The 18,670-nt window shown below is 68.3% G+C and carries 9 protein-coding genes and 2 pseudogenes; 6 read left to right on the plus strand and 5 right to left on the minus strand.

Features of this window, described 5'->3' with window-relative positions; translation table 11 throughout:
• The first annotated feature begins 38 nt into the window (after positions 1-38).
• Entirely contained in the window at positions 39-1,478 is a 1,440-nt protein-coding gene (locus tag ACYVKA_RS05530; RefSeq protein ID WP_394275138.1) for an APC family permease, read from the plus strand.
• Complete coding sequence (locus tag ACYVKA_RS05535; protein WP_394275137.1) at positions 1,478-2,221, plus strand: gamma-glutamyl-gamma-aminobutyrate hydrolase family protein; 744 nt, start codon at positions 1,478-1,480, stop codon at positions 2,219-2,221. The genes ACYVKA_RS05530 and ACYVKA_RS05535 overlap by 1 nt, the downstream gene beginning before the upstream one ends.
• A 97-nt stretch (positions 2,222-2,318) precedes the next feature.
• On the opposite strand, the pseudogene ACYVKA_RS05540 reads toward ACYVKA_RS05535, so the two are convergent.
• A pseudogene (locus ACYVKA_RS05540) lies at positions 2,319-3,701 on the minus strand (GntP family permease).
• 353 nt (positions 3,702-4,054) lie between these two features.
• Between ACYVKA_RS05540 and ACYVKA_RS05545 the strand changes: the two are divergent.
• From ACYVKA_RS05545 to ACYVKA_RS05555, 3 genes and pseudogenes are all read left to right on the plus strand, one after another.
• A complete protein-coding gene (locus tag ACYVKA_RS05545) occupies positions 4,055-4,921 on the plus strand; it encodes an ABC transporter ATP-binding protein (RefSeq protein WP_460703672.1) in 867 nt (288 codons plus the stop codon).
• Positions 4,921-7,452, plus strand: coding sequence for an ABC transporter permease (locus ACYVKA_RS05550; RefSeq protein ID WP_460703674.1), 2,532 nt, complete (start codon positions 4,921-4,923; stop codon positions 7,450-7,452). Before ACYVKA_RS05545 ends, ACYVKA_RS05550 begins: the two co-directional genes overlap by 1 nt.
• Positions 7,453-7,980: 528 nt before the next feature.
• Positions 7,981-8,826: pseudogene (locus ACYVKA_RS05555) on the plus strand (IS481 family transposase); the annotation flags it as partial.
• 5 nt (positions 8,827-8,831) lie between these two features.
• Here ACYVKA_RS05555 and ACYVKA_RS05560 read toward each other — a convergent pair.
• The 3 genes from ACYVKA_RS05560 to ACYVKA_RS05570 form a co-directional block, all read right to left on the minus strand.
• Entirely contained in the window at positions 8,832-9,632 is an 801-nt protein-coding gene (locus tag ACYVKA_RS05560) for a transposase family protein (RefSeq protein ID WP_460703676.1), read from the minus strand.
• Between the two features lie 146 nt (positions 9,633-9,778).
• Entirely contained in the window at positions 9,779-9,937 is a 159-nt protein-coding gene (locus ACYVKA_RS05565) for a hypothetical protein (protein ID WP_460703678.1), read from the minus strand.
• 353 nt (positions 9,938-10,290) lie between these two features.
• On the minus strand, positions 10,291-16,701 hold the full coding sequence (locus tag ACYVKA_RS05570) for a DNRLRE domain-containing protein (RefSeq protein ID WP_460703680.1): 6,411 nt from the start codon (positions 16,699-16,701) through the stop codon (positions 10,291-10,293).
• 421 nt (positions 16,702-17,122) lie between these two features.
• On the opposite strand from ACYVKA_RS05570, the gene ACYVKA_RS05575 reads away from it, so the two are divergent.
• Complete coding sequence (locus tag ACYVKA_RS05575; RefSeq protein WP_460703682.1) at positions 17,123-17,515, plus strand: hypothetical protein; 393 nt, start codon at positions 17,123-17,125, stop codon at positions 17,513-17,515.
• A 40-nt stretch (positions 17,516-17,555) separates the two neighbouring features.
• On the opposite strand, the gene ACYVKA_RS05580 is transcribed toward ACYVKA_RS05575, so the two are convergent.
• Positions 17,556-18,641: an NADH:flavin oxidoreductase/NADH oxidase gene (locus ACYVKA_RS05580; RefSeq protein WP_460703684.1), complete on the minus strand. Its 1,086-nt coding sequence runs from the start codon at positions 18,639-18,641 to the stop codon at positions 17,556-17,558.
• Between the last annotated feature and the right edge of the window lie 29 nt (positions 18,642-18,670).

The following is an 18,670-nucleotide window of genomic DNA, read 5'->3' on the forward strand; positions in this document are numbered from 1 at the left end:
GTCGGAAGGTTCAACCCGTCAGGGCGGAGCATGGGCACATGGCAAAGCCCGCCCCCGCCGCGCCCGCGGCCACCCGCAGCCGTTTCGGCTTCTGGTCCATCGTGCTGCTGACCGTGAACGGCATCATCGGCACCGGCATCTTCCTGTCCCCCGCCGGCGTCATCAAGGTGGCCGGCACCTGGACCCCGCTGGTCTACGTGCTGGCCGGCCTGTTCGCCGGCCTGCTGGCAGTCACCTTCGCCTCCGCGGCCAAGTACGTCAGCGAGAACGGCTCCTCCTTCGCCTACGCCCGCCGCGCCTTCGGCGACGACCTGGGCTTCTACGTCGGCGTCACCCGCTTCATGGCGGGCGCGATCGCCTGGGGCGTGATGGCCACCGCCGTGGTGACCACCGTGCTGGGCATCGTCGGTGGCAAGGAGGCGGTCACCTCCACCAGCACCACGATCGGCTTCGTCGTGCTGATGGCCGTCCTGCTGGCCATCAACCTGGCCGGCACCGGCATCACCAAGTGGTTCAACAACATCTCCACCATCGGCAAGGTCGCCGCGCTGGTGCTGGCCATCGTCGCCGGGTTGGTGGTGCTGGCCCGCACCGGGGAGAACCACTTCGGCGAGATCTCCGGCCTGCAGGCATCCGACGGCAGCCCGCTATTCCCGGCCATGTCCACCACCGTCTTCGTGGGCGCGGTGCTGAGCGCCTTCTACGCCTACACCGGTTTCGAGTCGGTGGCCACGGCCGCCAGCGAGATGGAGCGCCCGGAGCGCAACCTGCCGCGTGCCATCCCGCTGGGCGTGCTGCTGGTGATGGTGGTCTACGTGGGCGTCGTGGGGATCGCCATGATGGTCAACCCCACCGGCATCCTCAACTCCACCGAGCCGGTGATCCTGGCCAGTGCCTTCGCCAACCCGGTGGTGCGCAACCTGGTGGTGCTGGGCGCGGTGGTGAGCATGTTCGGCATCAACGTGGCCGCCTCCTTCTCCACCCCGCGCATCTTCGACGCGATGAGCCGGCAGCGGATGGTGCCGGGCTTCATCAGCCGTGAGTCGCGCCGTGGCGTCCCGGTGGCCGCCTTCCTGCTGACCGCAGGCGTGGCCATCGCCATCCCGATGGCCTTCGGCTACTCGATGCGCGGCATCATGGTGATCTCCTCGGTCTCCCGCTTCATCCAATTCCTGGTGGTGCCGGTGGCCGTGGTGCTCTTCTTCTTGGGCCGCGCCCGCCACCAGACCCTGGCGGCGCACCGCAATGTGCTCACCGACGTGGTGGTGCCGCTGCTGGGCCTGGCCGCCTCGGTCTTCCTGATGGCGCGCTTCGACTGGAAGGGCCAGTTCAGCAATCCCGACGGATCCACCAACCAGTGGGCCGTCTGGGCCATGGTGGTGGGCTACGTGGTGCTGCCGCTGGCCCTGTACATTCCCTGGAAGCTCGGCGCCTACCGCGGCGAGCCCACCGCTCGTCGCGACCCCCTGGAGGCCTGATGTCCACCCGTCCCGTGATCGGCATCATCACGAACCTGGAGCTGGACCCGCACTACCTGTTCCCGGGCTATGCGCGGGTGACAGTGAACGAGGACTACCACCGCTCGCTGCTGGCGGCCGGTGCGGTGCCGGTGCTGATCCCGCCGACGCCGGAGCTCTCGGTGCTGCCCGACCAGCTGGCCCTGCTCGACGGCCTGGTGCTGGCCGGCGGCCAGGACGTCGACCCGCTGCGCTACGGCGCCCAGCCCCGGCTGGAGTGCGGGGTGCCGAACCCGATGCGCGACGCCTTCGAGCTGGAGGCGCTGCGGCTGGCGCGCGAGGCCGGCCTGCCCACCTTCGGCATCTGCCGCGGCCTGCAGATCGTCAACACCTTCCTGGGCGGCACGCTGCACCAGGACATCTCGCACGCCGGCAGCCCTCAGCGCCACATGATGGGCGGCAACCCGGCGCTGGGCGCGCACGCGATCAGCATCGAGCCGGACAGCTTCCTGGACGACGCCTGGGGCACCCGCAGCGCCGTGGTGAACTCCTTCCACCACCAGGCGGTGGACCGGGTGGCCGAGCAGCTGGCCGTGGTGGCCCGCGCCGCCGACGGGATCGTCGAGGCCGTGGAGTACACCGGCGCGGAGTTCGACCTGTTCGCGGTGCAGTGGCACCCGGAGATGATGAGCGGCTCCGACGCCCGGGCCAAGGCCCTGTTCACCTGGTTCGTGGACCTGGTCGCCGGCCGCTGGGAGTCCTGAGCCCGGCACGGCCGACGGCGGGCGGACCCACCAGGGTCCGCCCGCCGTCTGTCAGGTCATGCGATGTCGCAGATCACGACGCCGCCCGGGGTGAGGCTCAGAGCACCGCGAAGAGCAGCAGCGAGCCGGCGAAGCCCAGCAGCGACTCCAGGGTCTGCTGCACCGTCCAGGTGCGCAGCGTGGTGGACACGTCCATGCCGAACAGCCGGCCCACCAGCCAGAAGCCGGAGTCGTTGACGTGGCTGCCGAAGACCGAGCCCGCGGCGGTGGCCGGGGTGATCGCGACCACCTCACCGCTGGAGAAACCGCCTGTGGCGACGGCGGGGGCCATCAGGCCGGCGGCGGTCACCAGGGCGACGGTGGCCGAGCCCTGCGCCAGGCGCAGCACGACGGCGATCACCCAGGCGGCGACGATCACGGGGAGGCCGATGCCCTCCATCGAGTCGCTGAGTGCCTGGCCGATGCCGGAGGTGCGCAGGACGCCGCCGAACGTGCCGCCGGCGCCGGTGATGAGCACCACCGAGCAGATGGGGCCCAGCGAGGAGTCGACGATCTTCTCCAGCGCGGTGCCGTCCTCGCCGCGGGCGAAGCCGAGGGCGACCAGGGCCACCAGCACCGAGATGAGCAGGGCCACGGGTGAGGAGCCGAGCGTGCGGGCGACGTGGAACCAGGTGGCGTCCTTGGAGACGGCGCCGGCGGCGCGCAGGAAGTCGAGGCCGGTGTTCATGAAGATGAGCAGCATCGGCAGCAGCAGCACGAGCACCACAGTGGAGACCTTGGGCGGGTTCTTGACCGCGTCGCCGTCGATGGTGCCGAACAGGCCGTCGGTGTCGGTGAGGGGGAACTGGCGCGCGCAGACCTTGCCCCACAGGTAGCCCGAGACGTACCAGGTGGGGATGGCGATGAGCAGGCCGAGGGCCAGCACCAGGCCCAGGTTGGCGCCCTAGAGCTCGGTGGCGGTGACGGGGCCGGGATGCGGCGGCACGAAGACGTGCATCATCGAGAAGGCGACGGCAGACGGGATGGCATAGCGCAGCACGGGCCCGCCGAGACGGGCGGCGACGGCGAAGATGACCGGCAGCATGACCACCAGGCCGGCGTCAAAGAACATCGGGAAGCCCATCAGCAGGGAGGCGACGCCCAACGCGGGGGGTGCGCGGGACTCACCGAAGAGGCTGATCAGCCGGTCGGCCGGCGCCTGGGCGCCGCCGGAGTACTCGATGAGCTTGCCGAGCATCGCACCAAGCCCCACGAGCAGGGCCACCGACCCCAGTGTGTTGCCGAAATTGCTGGTCAGGGTGGGGACGATCTCGCCCGCCGGAATGCCGGTGGCGAAGGCGGTCGCCAGGCTGACCAGCACCAGGGTGAGGAAGGCGTGCAGCTTGAAGACGATCACCAGCACCAGGATCAGGGCGATGGCGGCGGCGGCGATGCCGAGCAGGGGCATGGCCCCCATTGTCTGGGTCCAGCCGTCGATCATGGGGACTCCCTGTGGGATGGGGACTCCCTGTGGGATGGGCTTTCCGCCAAGGCGGGGAAGGGGTGGTCCGGCCCGGACAGCGGTGGGGTTCAGTGCCGACCCTGCGGCCTCCTGGTGGACATCGTGACTCTAGCCCGCCAGGCCGCTGTGCCGGCAGCCTCCTCGGCCCCCTCCTGGCCCCGGGTGCGCATCAGCCCGGCGGTTGAGCGACCAGGGGGTCCGCACCATCCCGTGGGATGACGCCGCGGGCACCAGAAGGCCACCGTGGTCCGTCGCCAACGGCCCCGGTCCCTTCCTAGGCTTGCCGGGTCGGGAGCCATGGGGCTCCGCACCAGCGAGGAGAGGCTTCATCCATGTCGCACCCAGCATCCGAGCACGAGGTGGTCCACACGTCGGCCACGCTACGCCGTGGGGTGGCCCCGGCGTCGGAAACCGAGGCAGCCGCCCAGTCCGTCCGCCCCCGCCCCGCGCCGCGACCTTCGAGTGGTCGCAGTGGGGAACTGGCGGCCCAGGCCGTCGACCTGGTGAAGGTCTACGGTTCGGGACGCACCCAGGTGCGGGCACTCGACGGGGTGGACGTGGGCTTCGAGAAGGGCTCCTTCACCGCCATCATGGGCCCCTCCGGCTCGGGCAAGTCGACGCTGATGCACTGCCTGGCCGGCCTCGACCGGATCACCTCCGGGAAGGTGGTGATGGGCGACAAGGTGCTCAACGAGCTCAACGACAAGCAGCTCACCCTGGTGCGACGCGACCGCATCGGCTTCGTCTTCCAGTCCTTCAACCTGCTGCCGACGCTGACGGCCCGGCAGAACATCGTGCTGCCGCTGGAGCTGGCGGGTAAGAAGCCTGACAAGGACTTCCTCGACCAGCTGGTGAACTCGCTGGGTCTCGACGAGCGCCTGGACCACCGCCCCAGCGAGCTCTCGGGCGGCCAGCAGCAGCGCGTCGCGATGGCGCGGGCGCTGGTCACCCGGCCCGACGTGATCTTCGCCGACGAACCCACCGGCGCCCTGGACTCCAAGACCGGCACGGCGCTGCTGGGCTACCTGCGTCGCTGTGTCGACGAGCTGGGCCAGACGATCATCATGGTCACCCACGACGCCAAGGCCGCCGCCCACGCCGACCGGGCCCTGATCCTGCTCGACGGCAGGATCGTCGACGACATCGACGGCCCCACCGTCGAGTCGGTCAACCAGGCGCTGACCGAGGTGGGCGCCTGATGTTCGCCGACGCAGCACGCGAGGTGCGACAGCACCCCGGGCGGATCGTCGCCACGCTGGTGGCGATCGCGATCAGCATCGCCTTCATGAGCGGTGTCAGCATCTTCATGGAGACCCAGTCGAAGGCGATGGGCCGCTCGATGGCGCTGCCGACCTCGACGGCAGACCTGGTGGTCGACATCGCCTCCGCCAAGGACGGCACCACCGACGCCCAGGTGCGCAAGGCGGTCATGGGGGTCGACGGGGTGGAGGCCGCCGAGCCGAGCCTCAGCGGCGCCTCCGCCCTGAGCACCGACACGGCCACAGCCTACGCCTCCCTCTACGCCACCCCGGCCGAGCAGTTCCGGTGGGCAGAGCTCACCGAGGGGGCCTGGCCCACCAAGAAGGGCCAGGTGGCGCTGTCCACCCAGCTCGCCGAGAAGCTGGGCGTGAGGCTGGGCGGCACGGTGGCCAATGGCGACCAGAAGCTGACGGTGGTGGGCCTGTCGGACGACCCACCCAGCATGTTCTTCCAGTCGGCCTACCTCGCACCCTCGGTGCTCGCGGGCGAGATGGGCTCGACCGGCGCCAGCCCCAGCTGGGTGCTGGCGCTGGCCGACGGCACCGACCAGCAGGTGGTCCAGGACGAGGTCCGACGCCTGCTGTCGCCCCTGGTCACCGACCCGGACAAGACCCCGTCCGGCGCCACGGGCCGCAACCTGGAGGTGCGCACCAGCGAGCAGGCCCAGGAGGCCGCCATGGATGGCGTGACCGGCGACTTCGACGTGATGAAGTACGCCCTGTTCGTCTTCAGCGCCATCGCCGCCGTGGTGGGCCTGATCACCATCGCCAACACCTTCACCATCCTGCTGGCCCAGCGCCGCCGCCAGATCGGGCTCCTGCGGGCCGTGGGTGCCACTGGTGCGCAGGTGCGGCGACGTTTCCTGGCCGAGGCGGTGCTGCTGGGCATGATCGGCTCGGCCCTGGGACTGCTGCTCGGCACGGTGCTGGCCTGGGCCGGGGCGAGCTACACCAGGGCGACCCACTGGGGCCTGGCCTTCCCGTGGGGCGAGCTGGGCGTCGAGTTCCTCATCGGCGTGGTGCTGACCGTGCTGGCGGCGATGCTGCCGGCGCTGAAGGCCACCCGGGTCTCGCCGCTGGAGGCGCTGCAGCCGGTGGCCACCAGCGAGCAGGTGCGACGCACGTCGATCGTCCGGGCCCTGGTCTGCGGGCTGATCACGCTGGCCGGTGCCTGGCTGGCCTGGCGCTCGCTGCGGGTGCCGGTCGGCGAGGACTCCTCGGTGGCCGACAGCCCGGTGCTGCTGGCGGTGGGCGGTTCGCTGCTGATCACGATCGGCGTGCTCTTCGCCGCACCGATCTACATCCCGTGGGTGCTGCGCGCCCTGGGTCGTCTGCTGGGCTTCGCCGGCCCGTCGGCGCGCCTGGCAGCGAGCAACTCCGCCCGTAACCCGCGACGGGCTGCCGCGACGGCCACCGCGCTGATGCTGGCCTGTGGCCTGATCGTGGCCCTGCAGGTGGGCAGTGCGACGGCCGAGCGCACGGTGCTGCACGAGATCGACTCGCGCTATCCGGTCGACGTCCAGGTCTTCAGCCTGGGCGACTTCACCTCGCAGGACCCGACGGCTGCTGCCCAGCGAGGACTGTCGAACCAGGTGGTGGCCAAGCTCAAGGGCCTGCCGAATGTGGAGCGCAGCGTGGTGATGCAGGGCGGCACGGTGATGGACTCCGAGCACCAGCCGGTCACCGTGGTGGCGCTGGACCCGAAGGCCACGGCCATTGCCCGTGACGAGATGAAGCCCACCGTCCCCGAGGGCGGGGCGCTGACCGACGGGATCAAGGGCGGCACGAAGTTCACCGTCACCGGCAGCAAGGGCCAGTCGGTGACCCTCACTGCCCTGCCGGATGCCGCCGCACCCGTCAAGGACGTGCTGATCGTCTCACCGAAGACGCTGGCGAAGCTGGTGGCCGAGCCCAGCCCGCACCTGTACTGGGCCCGTCTGGCCGACCGGGAGGACATGGGCGCGACGATGGCGCCGCTGCAGAAGGTGCAGCAGGCCTCCCCCGGCGTCTTCGCCACCGGCGCGGTGGCGGAGGCCTACATGGTGAGCCGGGTGCTGGACACGCTGTTGCTGATCACCTCGGCCCTGCTGGGCGTGGCGGTGCTGATCGCGCTGGTGGGTGTGGGCAACACCCTGGGCCTGAGCGTCCTGGAGCGCACTCGGGAGTCGGCCCTGTTGCGGGCGCTGGGGATGCAGCGCGGCGGCCTGCGGCTGATGCTGCTGGTCGAGGCCTTGCTGCTGGGCCTGGCGGGCGTGGTGGTGGGCGTCAGCGCCGGCACCTTCTTCGGCTGGCTGGGGATCAAGGCGCTGCTGCGCCAGGCCGGGATCGACGCGTCGATGCAGTTCGCGACGAACTGGCCGATGATGCTGGGCCTGATCGTGATCGCGCTGGCCTCGGCGGCGGTGGCCTCGGTCTTGCCTGGTCGCAGGGCCGCCAATGCGACACCGACGGAGGCCTTGGCCGCCGACTGACGCATCCGGCCTCGTCATCGGCCTGTTCGTCGGGCCGGTGACGAGGCCGTCGGCTGTGTCGGGGAGCTCCTCCAGCGGACCTGACGAGCTCCGGGAGCCCATTTCAGGCGATTCTTATCCTTTTCTTCTGATCTGGTTGGCCCCCGACCCCGCGAGGTGCTTGAATACGAGACATCACCGACGAGAAGTCCCGCAGGATCCATGACTTGCACGATCAACTCATGAGCCCGTGGTTGGCCGATCGGCACTGACGCTCGTGGTGGTCCACATACGCCCTGGGGGTTGCTGGGGGTGACCAGCAGCCCCCAGGTGCCTCTTTTTTGAACGTGCCAACAGCAGCGGCGTCGCTGACTGGGACGCCCGCCTCCACCAGAGCACCCGGACAGCACGCACCCTCACGCTGGTGGCCGCTACCCCTCTAGGTGTTGGTGGCAGGGACGTTCATGACAGTTTGCGGGTTGACGTGAAGGGAGGACCCCCGTTGGGCTGTGACTTGTCAAAGGTCACAGATGAACAACGGAGGTCCTCATGGCCCACTCTAAAGCCCGTCTGAACGTCAACGGTCGGCGTCTGCTGGTCCAGCGCGTCCGCGAGCACGGCTGGAAGGTCGCCCACGCCGCCAAGGCGATGGGAATCTCACGCCAGTGCGCGCACCACTGGCACAAGCGCTACGACCAGCACGGTGAACCAGGTCTGCATGACCGCTCCAGCCGACCCCGCACCATGCCCCGGCGCACCAACCACCAGGTCGAGGTCCGGGTCCTGGCGCACCGCGCGCTGCACCGGCAGGGCCCGGCCCGCACCAGCGCCGCGACCGGTGTTCCCGCGCGCACCGTCTCGGCGATCTGGAAGCGTCATCACATGCCCCCGTTGGCCCACCTCGATCCGATCACCGGAGCAGTGATCCGCGGCAGCCAGGCCACCACACGCCGCTACGAACGCGAACACCCCGGTGAGTTGATCCACCTCGATGTCAAGAAGATCGGCAAGATCCCCGACGGCGGAGGCTGGCGAAGCCGCGGACGGGCCGCGACCAGCACCGAGAGGAACAAGCGGGCAAAGATCGGCTACGACTACGTCGATGCAGCCGTCGACGACCACACCCGGCTGGCCTACATCGAGATCCACGACGACGAGAAGGGACCCACCTGCGCTGGTTTCCTCACCCGCGCCGCGGCCTTCTTCGCAGACCACGGCATCACCCGTATCGAGCGGGTGATCACCGACAATGCCTTCGCCTACCGCAACAGCAGCGACCTCATCGCCGCGGTCGCAGCCCTCGACGCGAAACAGAAGTTCATCAAGCCCCACTGCCCCTGGCAGAACGGCAAGGTCGAGCGCCTCAACCGGACCCTGGCCACCGAATGGNGGTTTTCTCATCACGCTCCCCGCATATGGGGGGCGATCACGAGGGCTGAGCGGACGATGGCGGTGATTCGCCAGGGGTCGAGGGTGACTTTCTGGAGTGCCTCGAAGTGTTTGAGGATGGCATTGGCTCGTTCGGCTGGTGCGCGGAGTTGGGTGATGAGCCGGTTGCGGGTATTGGTGTCTGGGGCCAGGTGGTGGCCTTTGACGGGGTGGCAGATGCCGATGCCGGCTCCGTGGTAGCCCTTGTCGGTCAACGTTTTCAGCCCTTGGGCTGCGGCTGGGTAGAGGGCTGGCAGGACGTGTTGGCGGGCGGCGGTGAGGTCGTGGGTCGAGTCCGGGGACACTGGCGAGGTCAAGATCGGGAAACCGGAGCTGTCGGTGAGGACCTGGGTGTTGCCGCCGTGACGGTGGTGTTTTCCTGAGTACCAGGCATCGGTGGTTTTCCCTTGTCCGGCAGGGGTGTGGACGGCGGTGGTGGCAATCAGGGTGCCGTCGAGACAGAGGAACGCAGCGCCGTGGGCATGTTGTTCGGCGAGGGTCTCGTGGAGGTCGGGTGCGTGGTCGGCGACCACGTCCAATGCCTCGTGGAGGTAGCGGTAGCAGGTGGCCTTCGACAGGCCATGGTCACGCGCCAAGCGGTGGATGGGGGTCGCATCACACATCCAGCGACTGAGCAGGATCGCTTGGGTCCAGCAAGTGGCGGCTCGTTGCCAGGGACGCCGGTCATGTCGACGTCGGTGGGCCGACAGCCACGCTGCGATGCGGCGCACGATGGTCTCGGGAAGGTCAAGGATGGCACGATCCGACAGCATGCGGGCTCGGATTCTGGTGGACGATGGGTGTCTTGGCAGAAACCAATCCTGCACCACCCGACCCGCATGCACCCACCCGAGTCGACCACCACCCCTTGCCAGAGCATCACTGCCGATGTTCTACAGGCAGCCCTGATGAGAAAACCTCATTCTTGGAATATCGGCATTGAAATGCCCCAGTTCCATTTCTTTTCGATGAGCCTAGAGGCCTCGGAAGTTCCACCAATCTCTTGATTGGAAGATTTTGAAAAAATTAGAAGTAGGCGGGGAATAATAAATATAAAACGAAAGAGACGGCCATCCATGCAGGGATTGTGGCGAGCGACAGGAACCCGCTATTGCCTGCATCCTTAGGTTCGCGTGAGGCGAGTCCGCTCGATAGTAGTTCTTTCAATAGATCTTCCGGCATCAAAAGGTCGGGCCTACCTAAAGTACATATTAGAATCAACCAGAACAAGAGACCCCAAATTAGGATCAATCCATCACTGCGCATCCCGAGATACTCGGATCTCCATACTGAAAGAGTAAGTAACGAGAGTGTTAGTAGTGCAAATGCTATGGAAGCGAAGATGGAACGTATTCTCACTCCCAAGAGAACGGTGCAGGCGAGGAATGGAGGAGTCGCGATCCACCAGACTTCGGAATTCAGATCCATCTCTTATCTCCTGTAGTTGTAGGCCCAGCCGCCAAAGGTGGAGACGCCATGGCTATAAAGCCGGTATCCCACCCCGGAATGACCGTACCCGGTAATCCCCCGCCAGCGACCGAAGGACCTGTTATATCCCCGGGCAGCTCTGCGGTAGGTGCGAACGGTTCGCCTCATCGTGGTAGATCGCCAGCCACCTCTTCTGTAAACCCTTCCGCTGCCGCGTCGGACTGCGTGCGCGAATCTCTTTCCATATTTTGTGGACCCACGGAATCGTGTTCCAAATCTTCCGAATCCTCCTAATGCAACCCCGACGGTAGTTGATGCAAATTGCCTTCGAGCCTTCCGGCGATTACCGCCGCGATAATATGCAGCGGCACTCGCATAACCGGTGATCGCTGATACCGCCGAGCAATAGCCACACAATGGGATATATCCAGCAATCTGAGAGACTCGTGCAAGCCCCCCCGCTAATCGGTTCCACCCACCCCAGTTCCCATCAATGTCAGACTTATTGATGGGGTCATTCGGGTATCCGTAGGTAGTTTCATTTCCTCCATGGACGGGGTCGAGGCTGGTGAATAGTCCGGTGGCTTGGTTGTAGAGGCGGGCGCCCATGAGGGTGATGCCGAGTGCGTCGAGGGTGGCGCGTTCGTGGGCGCCGAGCCAGCCGTAGCCGGCCCCGGCCGCGCCCCCAGCTGTGGCTGTCTTGGTAGTGGTGGGTTGTCCGTATTCGGTGTAGTCGGCCCAGGTGTCGATCCCCGTCGCGGGGTTGGTGCCGTCGAGCTTCACCGTGGCGTTCACGTCCCCGCGCAGCCCGGTCAGGGCGAGCTCGGCGGTGGTGGCCCCGCCGGTGGTGGTGTAGGTGATGCCGAGGCCGTCGCCGGTGAGGTCGGCGTACCGGGTGGTGACTGTCTGCTCGCCGCGCACGTCGACGGTCCAGGCGGGGTTGTCCGACGAGTCGGTGTAGTGGCGTGTGAGGGTGCCGGTGGCGGCGCCGGGGACGGCGATGGGGCCGACGGTGATGTTCTGGGTCAGGCGGCGGCCGGCACCATCCAGGGTGAACGTGACCTTGGTGTCCCCCTGCGCCACGGACTGCGCAGCATCGGAGTCGTAGTAGGCCAGGGCCATGTCGCCGCGGGTGGGGTTGGTGGTGTCGGCGGCGGGGATGCTGGTCTGTCGGCCGAGTGGGTCGTAGACGTAGCTGCCTTGCCCGTTCGCGCCCGTGACAGGCTGGTCCGCACCGTTGAAGGCGCGCGCCGTGCTGGTGGCGCCAGCATCGTCGCAGCCGGTGGTGTTGGCGGCTGTGGTCTGGCTGGTGCGGTTGCCGTTGACGTCGAAGCTGTAGCCGCGGCGGGTGCAGGTCGGGCTTTCGGCGCGGGTGTTGAGGGTCTCATCGACCCGGACCAGGCGGCCGGCCTTGTCGTAGCGGTAGGCCCGGTCGGAGGTGACGGCCGGGCTGTTGGTGTCGGTGTAGGCCGATCCTCCGTCGGTGGACCATTCCCGTACCGTCCTACCCGCAGCATCACTACGGCTGGACCAGCCAAACCACTGCTGATCAGCCACCGCCGCGCCCGTCTCCGGATCCGTGCCCTTGCCGGAGTAGGTCAGGTCGACCAGTTCTCCGGCCGGGTCGTAGGTGTGGCGGCGGATGATCCCACCGGGCAGCTTCTCCAGCGTCGCCGCACCCTGCGCGTCGTAGGCGGCGGTCGCACTGTGGGTGATGCCGCCCGAGGTGGCTTCGGTCTTGGTGACCAGGCCGCGGGTTTCGGCCTTGCCGTTGGCGTCGGTGCCGTCGTAGGTGAAGGTCTGCGACCCGTTGTTGTCGGTGACCTTGACGACTTGGCCGAGCTCGTCGTAGGTGGTTGTCGCTGTGTCCGCCGGCTGCCCGGCGGGGGTGTTGGTGTAGGTGAGCTGACGACCCCACGTGTCGTAGGTCATGGCCGTCGACCCGGCGGTGGAGGTGGTGCCGGTGACCTGCCCGACGCTGTCGTAGCTGGTGGTGACGGCCGGGACAGGGGTGGATCCCGTCAGCCCTGCGCTGGTGGTGGTCACCGTCACGGGCCGCGACTTCGCATCAAAGCTGGTGGTGGTGGTCACGGTCGCCGTTCCGGCGATGGTCTGGGTCTGGGCGGCTTGCCCGTCCCAGGTGTAGGAGACGGTGCGCTCGGTCGGCAGGGTGCCGGCGCCGGGCATCGTCTGGCACACCCATCCGGCCCAGGCCGGCTTCCCGCCACAGGCCGCAACTGTGGGGTGTGTTCCTGCGGTGTAGTAGAGGGTCTTGCGGGTCCCGGCATCGGCGGAGGTGCCCTTGGCGGAAGGCTGGCGCTGTTCGATGATGCGGCCTTGGTCGTCGTAGACGGTCTCCCGGGTGATGTCGCCGGCGGTGGCTGCCTCCGTGGCACCCATGCGGGTGGTGGTGGAGGTGGCCTGGCCCAGTTCCCAGCCGGTCTTGCCTCCGGGCGTGGTGCCGTCATAGGAGGTGACGGTGACGTTGAGCAGGTCGTGGCGGTCCCAGACCTGGTCGCCGGGGGTCACGGTGGAGGTGGTGACTGTGGTCGGCAGGCGGTAGGGCTGGCCGGACAGCGGGTTGATTCCTGCGTGGGGTGCGCCCTGGTCGTAGCTGGTGTCGGTCTGGGGCCTGGCCCACACCTCGACGCCGGCCTCGTCGATGAGGGTGCGGGCGGGGCCGCGGGTCTGGACCACGAGGGTGCCGGCGGGGGTGATGACGTCGCCGGTGGCGTTGGTGATGTCGGTGTTGTAGACGGTCTGGGTGGAGGCTGAGTCGATGTCGGTCATGCCGCCGGTGCGCAGTTGTTCGACCGCGCGGGCGTCCCAGGCCTGGACGATGTTGTCCTTGTCGTCGTAGACGTTGGCGGTCCACTGCCACGCCCCGGCGCCGTAGGAGCCTTCGTGGATGGTGTAGCCCTCCCCATCAGTCAGGTAGACGTTGGCGCGCTGCCACGCCGCATCATTCTTCGCGGGGGCGCCGCTGATCTTCTGGTCGGGGCCGAACACCGCGAACGCCTTCGACGCGCGGCGGGTGAGCGGGTAGCCGTCGAACTGGGCCAGGTCGAGGTTCGACACGTCGGTGGGCTGGTCGTAGACGAAGGCCGCCAGCTGCGCGGTGCGATCACCGGCCGCCACGCTCGACGGCAGTGGGCGGGTGACCTTGTCCAGGCGGTTGTTGGCGTAGGTGAAGGTGAAGCCGTCCTGCCCGGGCGGAGTGATCCCGGCCAGCCGCAGCGTCTTGTCGGCCACCGACCCTGTCCAGGCGTATTTCGTGGTCAGGCCGGTCACGACGTCGGTCTGCGAGGCCATCGTCTTGTACTGAGGGCTGGTCGCATCAGTGTTGTAGGTGTAGGTGGACAGCACCCGGTCCGTGGCCTCGGTGTCGACCTGGGCGGTGATCTGGGAGACCAGCCCTTGGGTGTTGTAGGTGAGCTTCAACACGCGGCACCCGGCAGTGCGGGTCCCCGGCACACATGCCGCAGCACCCGTGGGCACGGGAGCGATGATCGCCGTCACCCTGCCTTGGGCATCGCGCTGGTAGGTCGTCTTGCCCGGCGTGGCCGGATCAGTCACATCCGTGACCGCGAAGACACTGTCCGCCGTCGCCGACGGCGCCGCCGTCGCGGTGAATCGGGTCGTCACCCCATCCTCATCCTTGAGCGTGAGCACCGGGGTGGAGCCCGCCACGCTCAGGGTGATGCCGCTGCTGGCCGTGTCGTCATCGGCCGGCTCATACGTGCCCGCCGCGAACGCAGCGGCGGTGCGGCGTGCCGGGGCCGTGTAGATCAGGGTGTCGCCATCGTCGCTGACCAGCGCGATCGTGCCATCCAGACGGGTATTGTCGACCACCTCGGACGCGGACAGGCCATCATCACCACCATCCAACCCGGCAACCCACCCCGGCCCGAAGACCTGCTTCGCGACGGCGACATCCCCAGCGAACGAGTTGTGCGTGCGGGAAACCCCAATCGCCGAGGTGGGCGACGGCAGGTCAGCATCCGACTCCGAGACCTGCAACTCACCCGTCCACAACGCTACCTGCCCAGGCCCCGCCTCACTGGTCGGGAACCCAGAGCCGAAAGCGTGCGGCACCCGCACCACCCTGCGCACCGGCGAGCACTTCGCAGACCCGCCGTAGGTCCAACACACCCGCAACTCCAACCTCGCCGGGACCCGCTCGGGCACCACCACACCCTGCGCATCGGCCTGACCGACCAGACTGGTGGTGTCCATCAACCCACTGACCGACACCTTGGTCGCATCGGAGCCGAAGGTGAACTGGTTGCTGGCCGGCACCGGCAAGAAGCCCGTCGAACCGGCCACCCGCCACTGCACCTGCCCCGCCGTACCGCCCGGGCCGCCCTGCCCGGTGACCTGCACCACATCCGTGGTGGTCTGTCCCGACACCGGCGCCGACATCGACGGCGTGCCATACCCGAAGCCGTAGGTCACCTTCGCCGACTGCCTGCCCACCGGCGACTGGGCCGTCACCGTCACCGTGTGCCACCCGGCCGTGCCACCCACCTTGGGGATCTGGAACGTCGTGGGTGTCGTGGTCGTCGGCTGCGTTACCGCAGCGATCTTCTCCGCACCACCATCCACCGTGTACCGCACATGCGTCGCCGCCGAATTCGACGTCGCCGCAGCCGCCGTCAACGTCACCGTGCACGTCTCCGCCGGCTTGACCGCATCCGCCCACGAACCCTTCGCCGACGCACACGTCACCGTCGGAACAGGCGGCGGCGACAACGTCACCCAGTACTCCTTGGCCCCCGACCAGGCCGACGACAGCATCGAGTCATTCGCCCGCGCCCGAATCCAGCCATGGTCATTGTCCGCCAACGTCGCCGACGTGCACGACGCGGTGGTGCCCGGCGCCCGGTAGCCGGTCGAGCACAACAGATCGCCATAGCCCGATCCCGGCGAGGTCATCCGGCTGTAGTCGACCTTCACCTGGTTGCCATCCGCATCCGACGGCACCACACCCGTCAAGCTCGGCGTCGGGTAGGCAATGAAGGTCTTGCCACCCACCACCGCCGAGTTCCCCACCGACGGCAGCGCTGGGGCAGCAGGAGCCCGGTCGTAGAACAGTCCAATCACCGGCCGATAGCTCGAATCATTCGAGTAGAACCGCTTCCACCCATACGGATCGGCCTCGTTGTCGGCCCGCAACATCATTCCCACCTGCGTGGCCGTCGAGGCAGACCATGCCTTGGCCTGGGCTGTCATGTCGATGCTCACCCGGCCGTCAGGGCAGGAACTCGACGCCCCCACCGTCTGGGTGCTGGTGGCACGCTTCGTGCCAATGCTGGGCTGCGCCGTCCACCGGGTGGCGGTGGTGGCCAGGCCGGCGTCATACGAACTCCACGGCTTGGCCGTGCACGACCAGGAATGGGTCTCCAACAGACTCAGCGAGGCGCTGGTGATCTGCTTGCCCTTGAACGAGGCGGCATCGAAGTTCATGAACGTGCGTGCCACCTGCCCCGACCCGTTGTTGCCCAACTTCAACTCCGACGAGGCCGACTCATCAGTCCCATAGCCCTGCTGCACGAACGTGTCGAAAGCCGGGGACACGCTGGCCAAGGCATAGGTCGGGTCAATCGTGATGGGAAACGTGCGGGCCGGATTGTTCAGCCACGCCACATCGGCACTGATCCCCAGCGACGCAGTCGACTTCTTGCCCTTGCGCGCCACCGTTCCCAGCACGAACTCGGCCTGCGACGGAAGCCCCCGCCCCTGCACTGCGGCGTCGGCTGCATCCCACATCCGCGGGGCATGCAACCGTCCCCGCGCCACACCCTTGCCGTCACGCAGCTCCACCACACCACCACTGGCCTGGGCCGGAACCACATCACCCTGACTGGTCAGCGTCGTGGGCAGCACCACCCGCCCCTGGCGGCCATAGCGGCGCACCAGCTCCGACACGCCCTTCTTCGAGTGCACCAGCCACACCAGCTCGAAACCAGCCGGACGCACCTCCACCCGCACATCCACCCCCGGCACCACATCCCGATAGGTCACCGTCGACCCGTCCAACACCGGCGCCGGCAACTCCACCCCATCCAACGCCACACCCAGCCCTCGACCGGCCGCATCGACCATCGACACCGCCGCATCACCAGCCTGGTCGGCCAACGCCACCGACCCCGGCACCGCCACCGGATGCACACCCTGCGCGTCCTTCACCACAGTCGTGTCGATCGCCCGCCACCCCTCAGTGGCGCTCGCCGTCGCGTCCTTGAACCGGGCCGGCCCCGACGAGATCTCCTCCTGCACCCGACCATCCGGATGCAGCCACACCCGGCGAGTCTCGGAACGCTCACTGAGCACCTCCACCCGCCGCTGCGACGCCCGCGCAGTCACCGACGCCGACATCCAGTCCGGCCGCACCACATCACCACCCAACGGCACCAACCCATCCACACCAGGCTCCGGCGCCGCCGCCGTGGGCGACGGTGACGGGTCAGGATCATCCGCCCACGCCGGCTCCGCAGGCGACATCGTGACCACCAACGCCAGCGACATCACCCCCACCAACCAGCCACGACCAGCACGAACCAGCCGACCCACACCCCAACCAGACATGACAATCCCCATCTCCACGACACGACGTAGCAGACGCAGACTATGCCCAACAACATGCAGCCCGCCGCGACACGCCCAAGATCTTCAGCCTCACCCCCAAACAGACCACGGGCAATGACGGCAGCACACGACGCAGGCAAACCGCCTGGGGACGAGAACCTGACCGACTGGACCGTCCACACCAAGGCCCCAGCCCGTGCAGGAACGGCATCAAACGGGGGGCGTTCCACGCGCCTACAGTGGACACATGAGCCAACGCCAGCAGGATGCCCGCCGCCGCGTCGAACTGGCCGAGCAGCAGGCCAGGGCCGAGGCAGTCGTCGCCCAGCAGATGATCGACGAGTTCGTCGCCGAGGCCACCCGTCGCGGGATCGCACCCACCGCGCTGCGCGCCACCACCCTGCAGGGCCACCAGGTCAAGACCGACCGGCAGGGCTGGTACCTGCGGCAGAACCAGTCCATCGCCATCGGCACCGACGGCGGCTACTACGTCCTCACCGTCCCGGCCGGGGCGATGGCCCGGCTCACCGGCGTGAAGCTCCAGCCCACCGACCCCCCACTGGTGGTGGGGCGCGGCGGGCGTGACGGCGAGACCGGCGACCTGCGCGAATTCCTCGACTGGCGCCTGGCCGCCGGCTGACCGTCGCCTGCCCCGCCCCCTCAGCTCAGCTCGGCTCAGCTCAGCGCCAGTAGCCACGCCAGCGCTGCTTGGGCCACGGCGCGTCCTCATTGGGCACGCCCAGCACGTGCGCGGCGCGCAGCGGCCAGTTCGGGTCGCGCAGCGCCTCCCGGCCCAGCATCACCGCATCGGCCCGGCCCTCGGCGATGATCTGCTCCGCCTGCTCCGGGGTCTCGATGATGCCCACCGCGCTGGTGGCGATGCCCGCCTCGCGCCGCACCTGTTCGGCGAAGGGCACCTGGTAGCCGGGGCCGACGGGAATCTGCGCCATCACATTGCCGCCGGTGGAGCAGTCCACCAGGTCGACGCCATGCTCCTTGAGCAGCCGGGCCAGGGCGACGGAGTCCTCGACGCTCCATCCCTCCTCGACCCAGTCGGTGGCCGAGATCCGCACCGCCAGCACCCCCTGGTAGCGCTGCCGGATCGCGTCGACCACCTCGAGCACCAGGCGCACCCGGTTCTCGAAGCTGCCACCCCACCGGTCGGTGCGGGTATTGCTCAGCGGCGAGTAGAACTGGTGCAGCAGGTAGCCGTGGGCAGCGTGCACCTCGACCACGTCGAAACCGGCCTTCTCGGCACGCACCGCGGCCTCGGCGAAGGCCTCCACCACGCGGGCGATGCCGTCCTCGTCGAGGGCCTTCACCTCGGTGGTGAACTCCTCACCGGCACCGCGCGCACCAGTGGGGCCGACCGGCTGCCAGCCGCCCTCCTCCACCGGGACGGTGCGCGGCGCGACGCCCTGCCACCAGCGGTCGGTGCTGGCCTTGCGGCCGGCATGGGCGATCTGGATGCCGGTGCTGGCGCCGTGGGAGTGCATGAAGGCGTTGATCCGGCGCCAGGCCGCGACGTGCTCGTCGCCCCAGATGCCGGCGTCGAAGGGGCTGATCCTGCCCTCGGGCAGCACGGCGGCGGCCTCGCTCACCACCAGGCCCCAGCCACCGGCGGCGAAGCTGCCGTAGTGCACCAGATGCCAGTCGCCGACGACGCCGTCGCGCTCCTCGACGCTGTACTGGCACATGGGCGAGACCCAGGCACGGTTGCGGACCTCGAGCCCGCGAAGGCTGATCGGTTCGAAGAGGGAAGACATGTCCCCATTCAAGCCTGGCGGTCAAGTCC

This window comes from Luteococcus sediminum, from assembly GCF_054783495.1.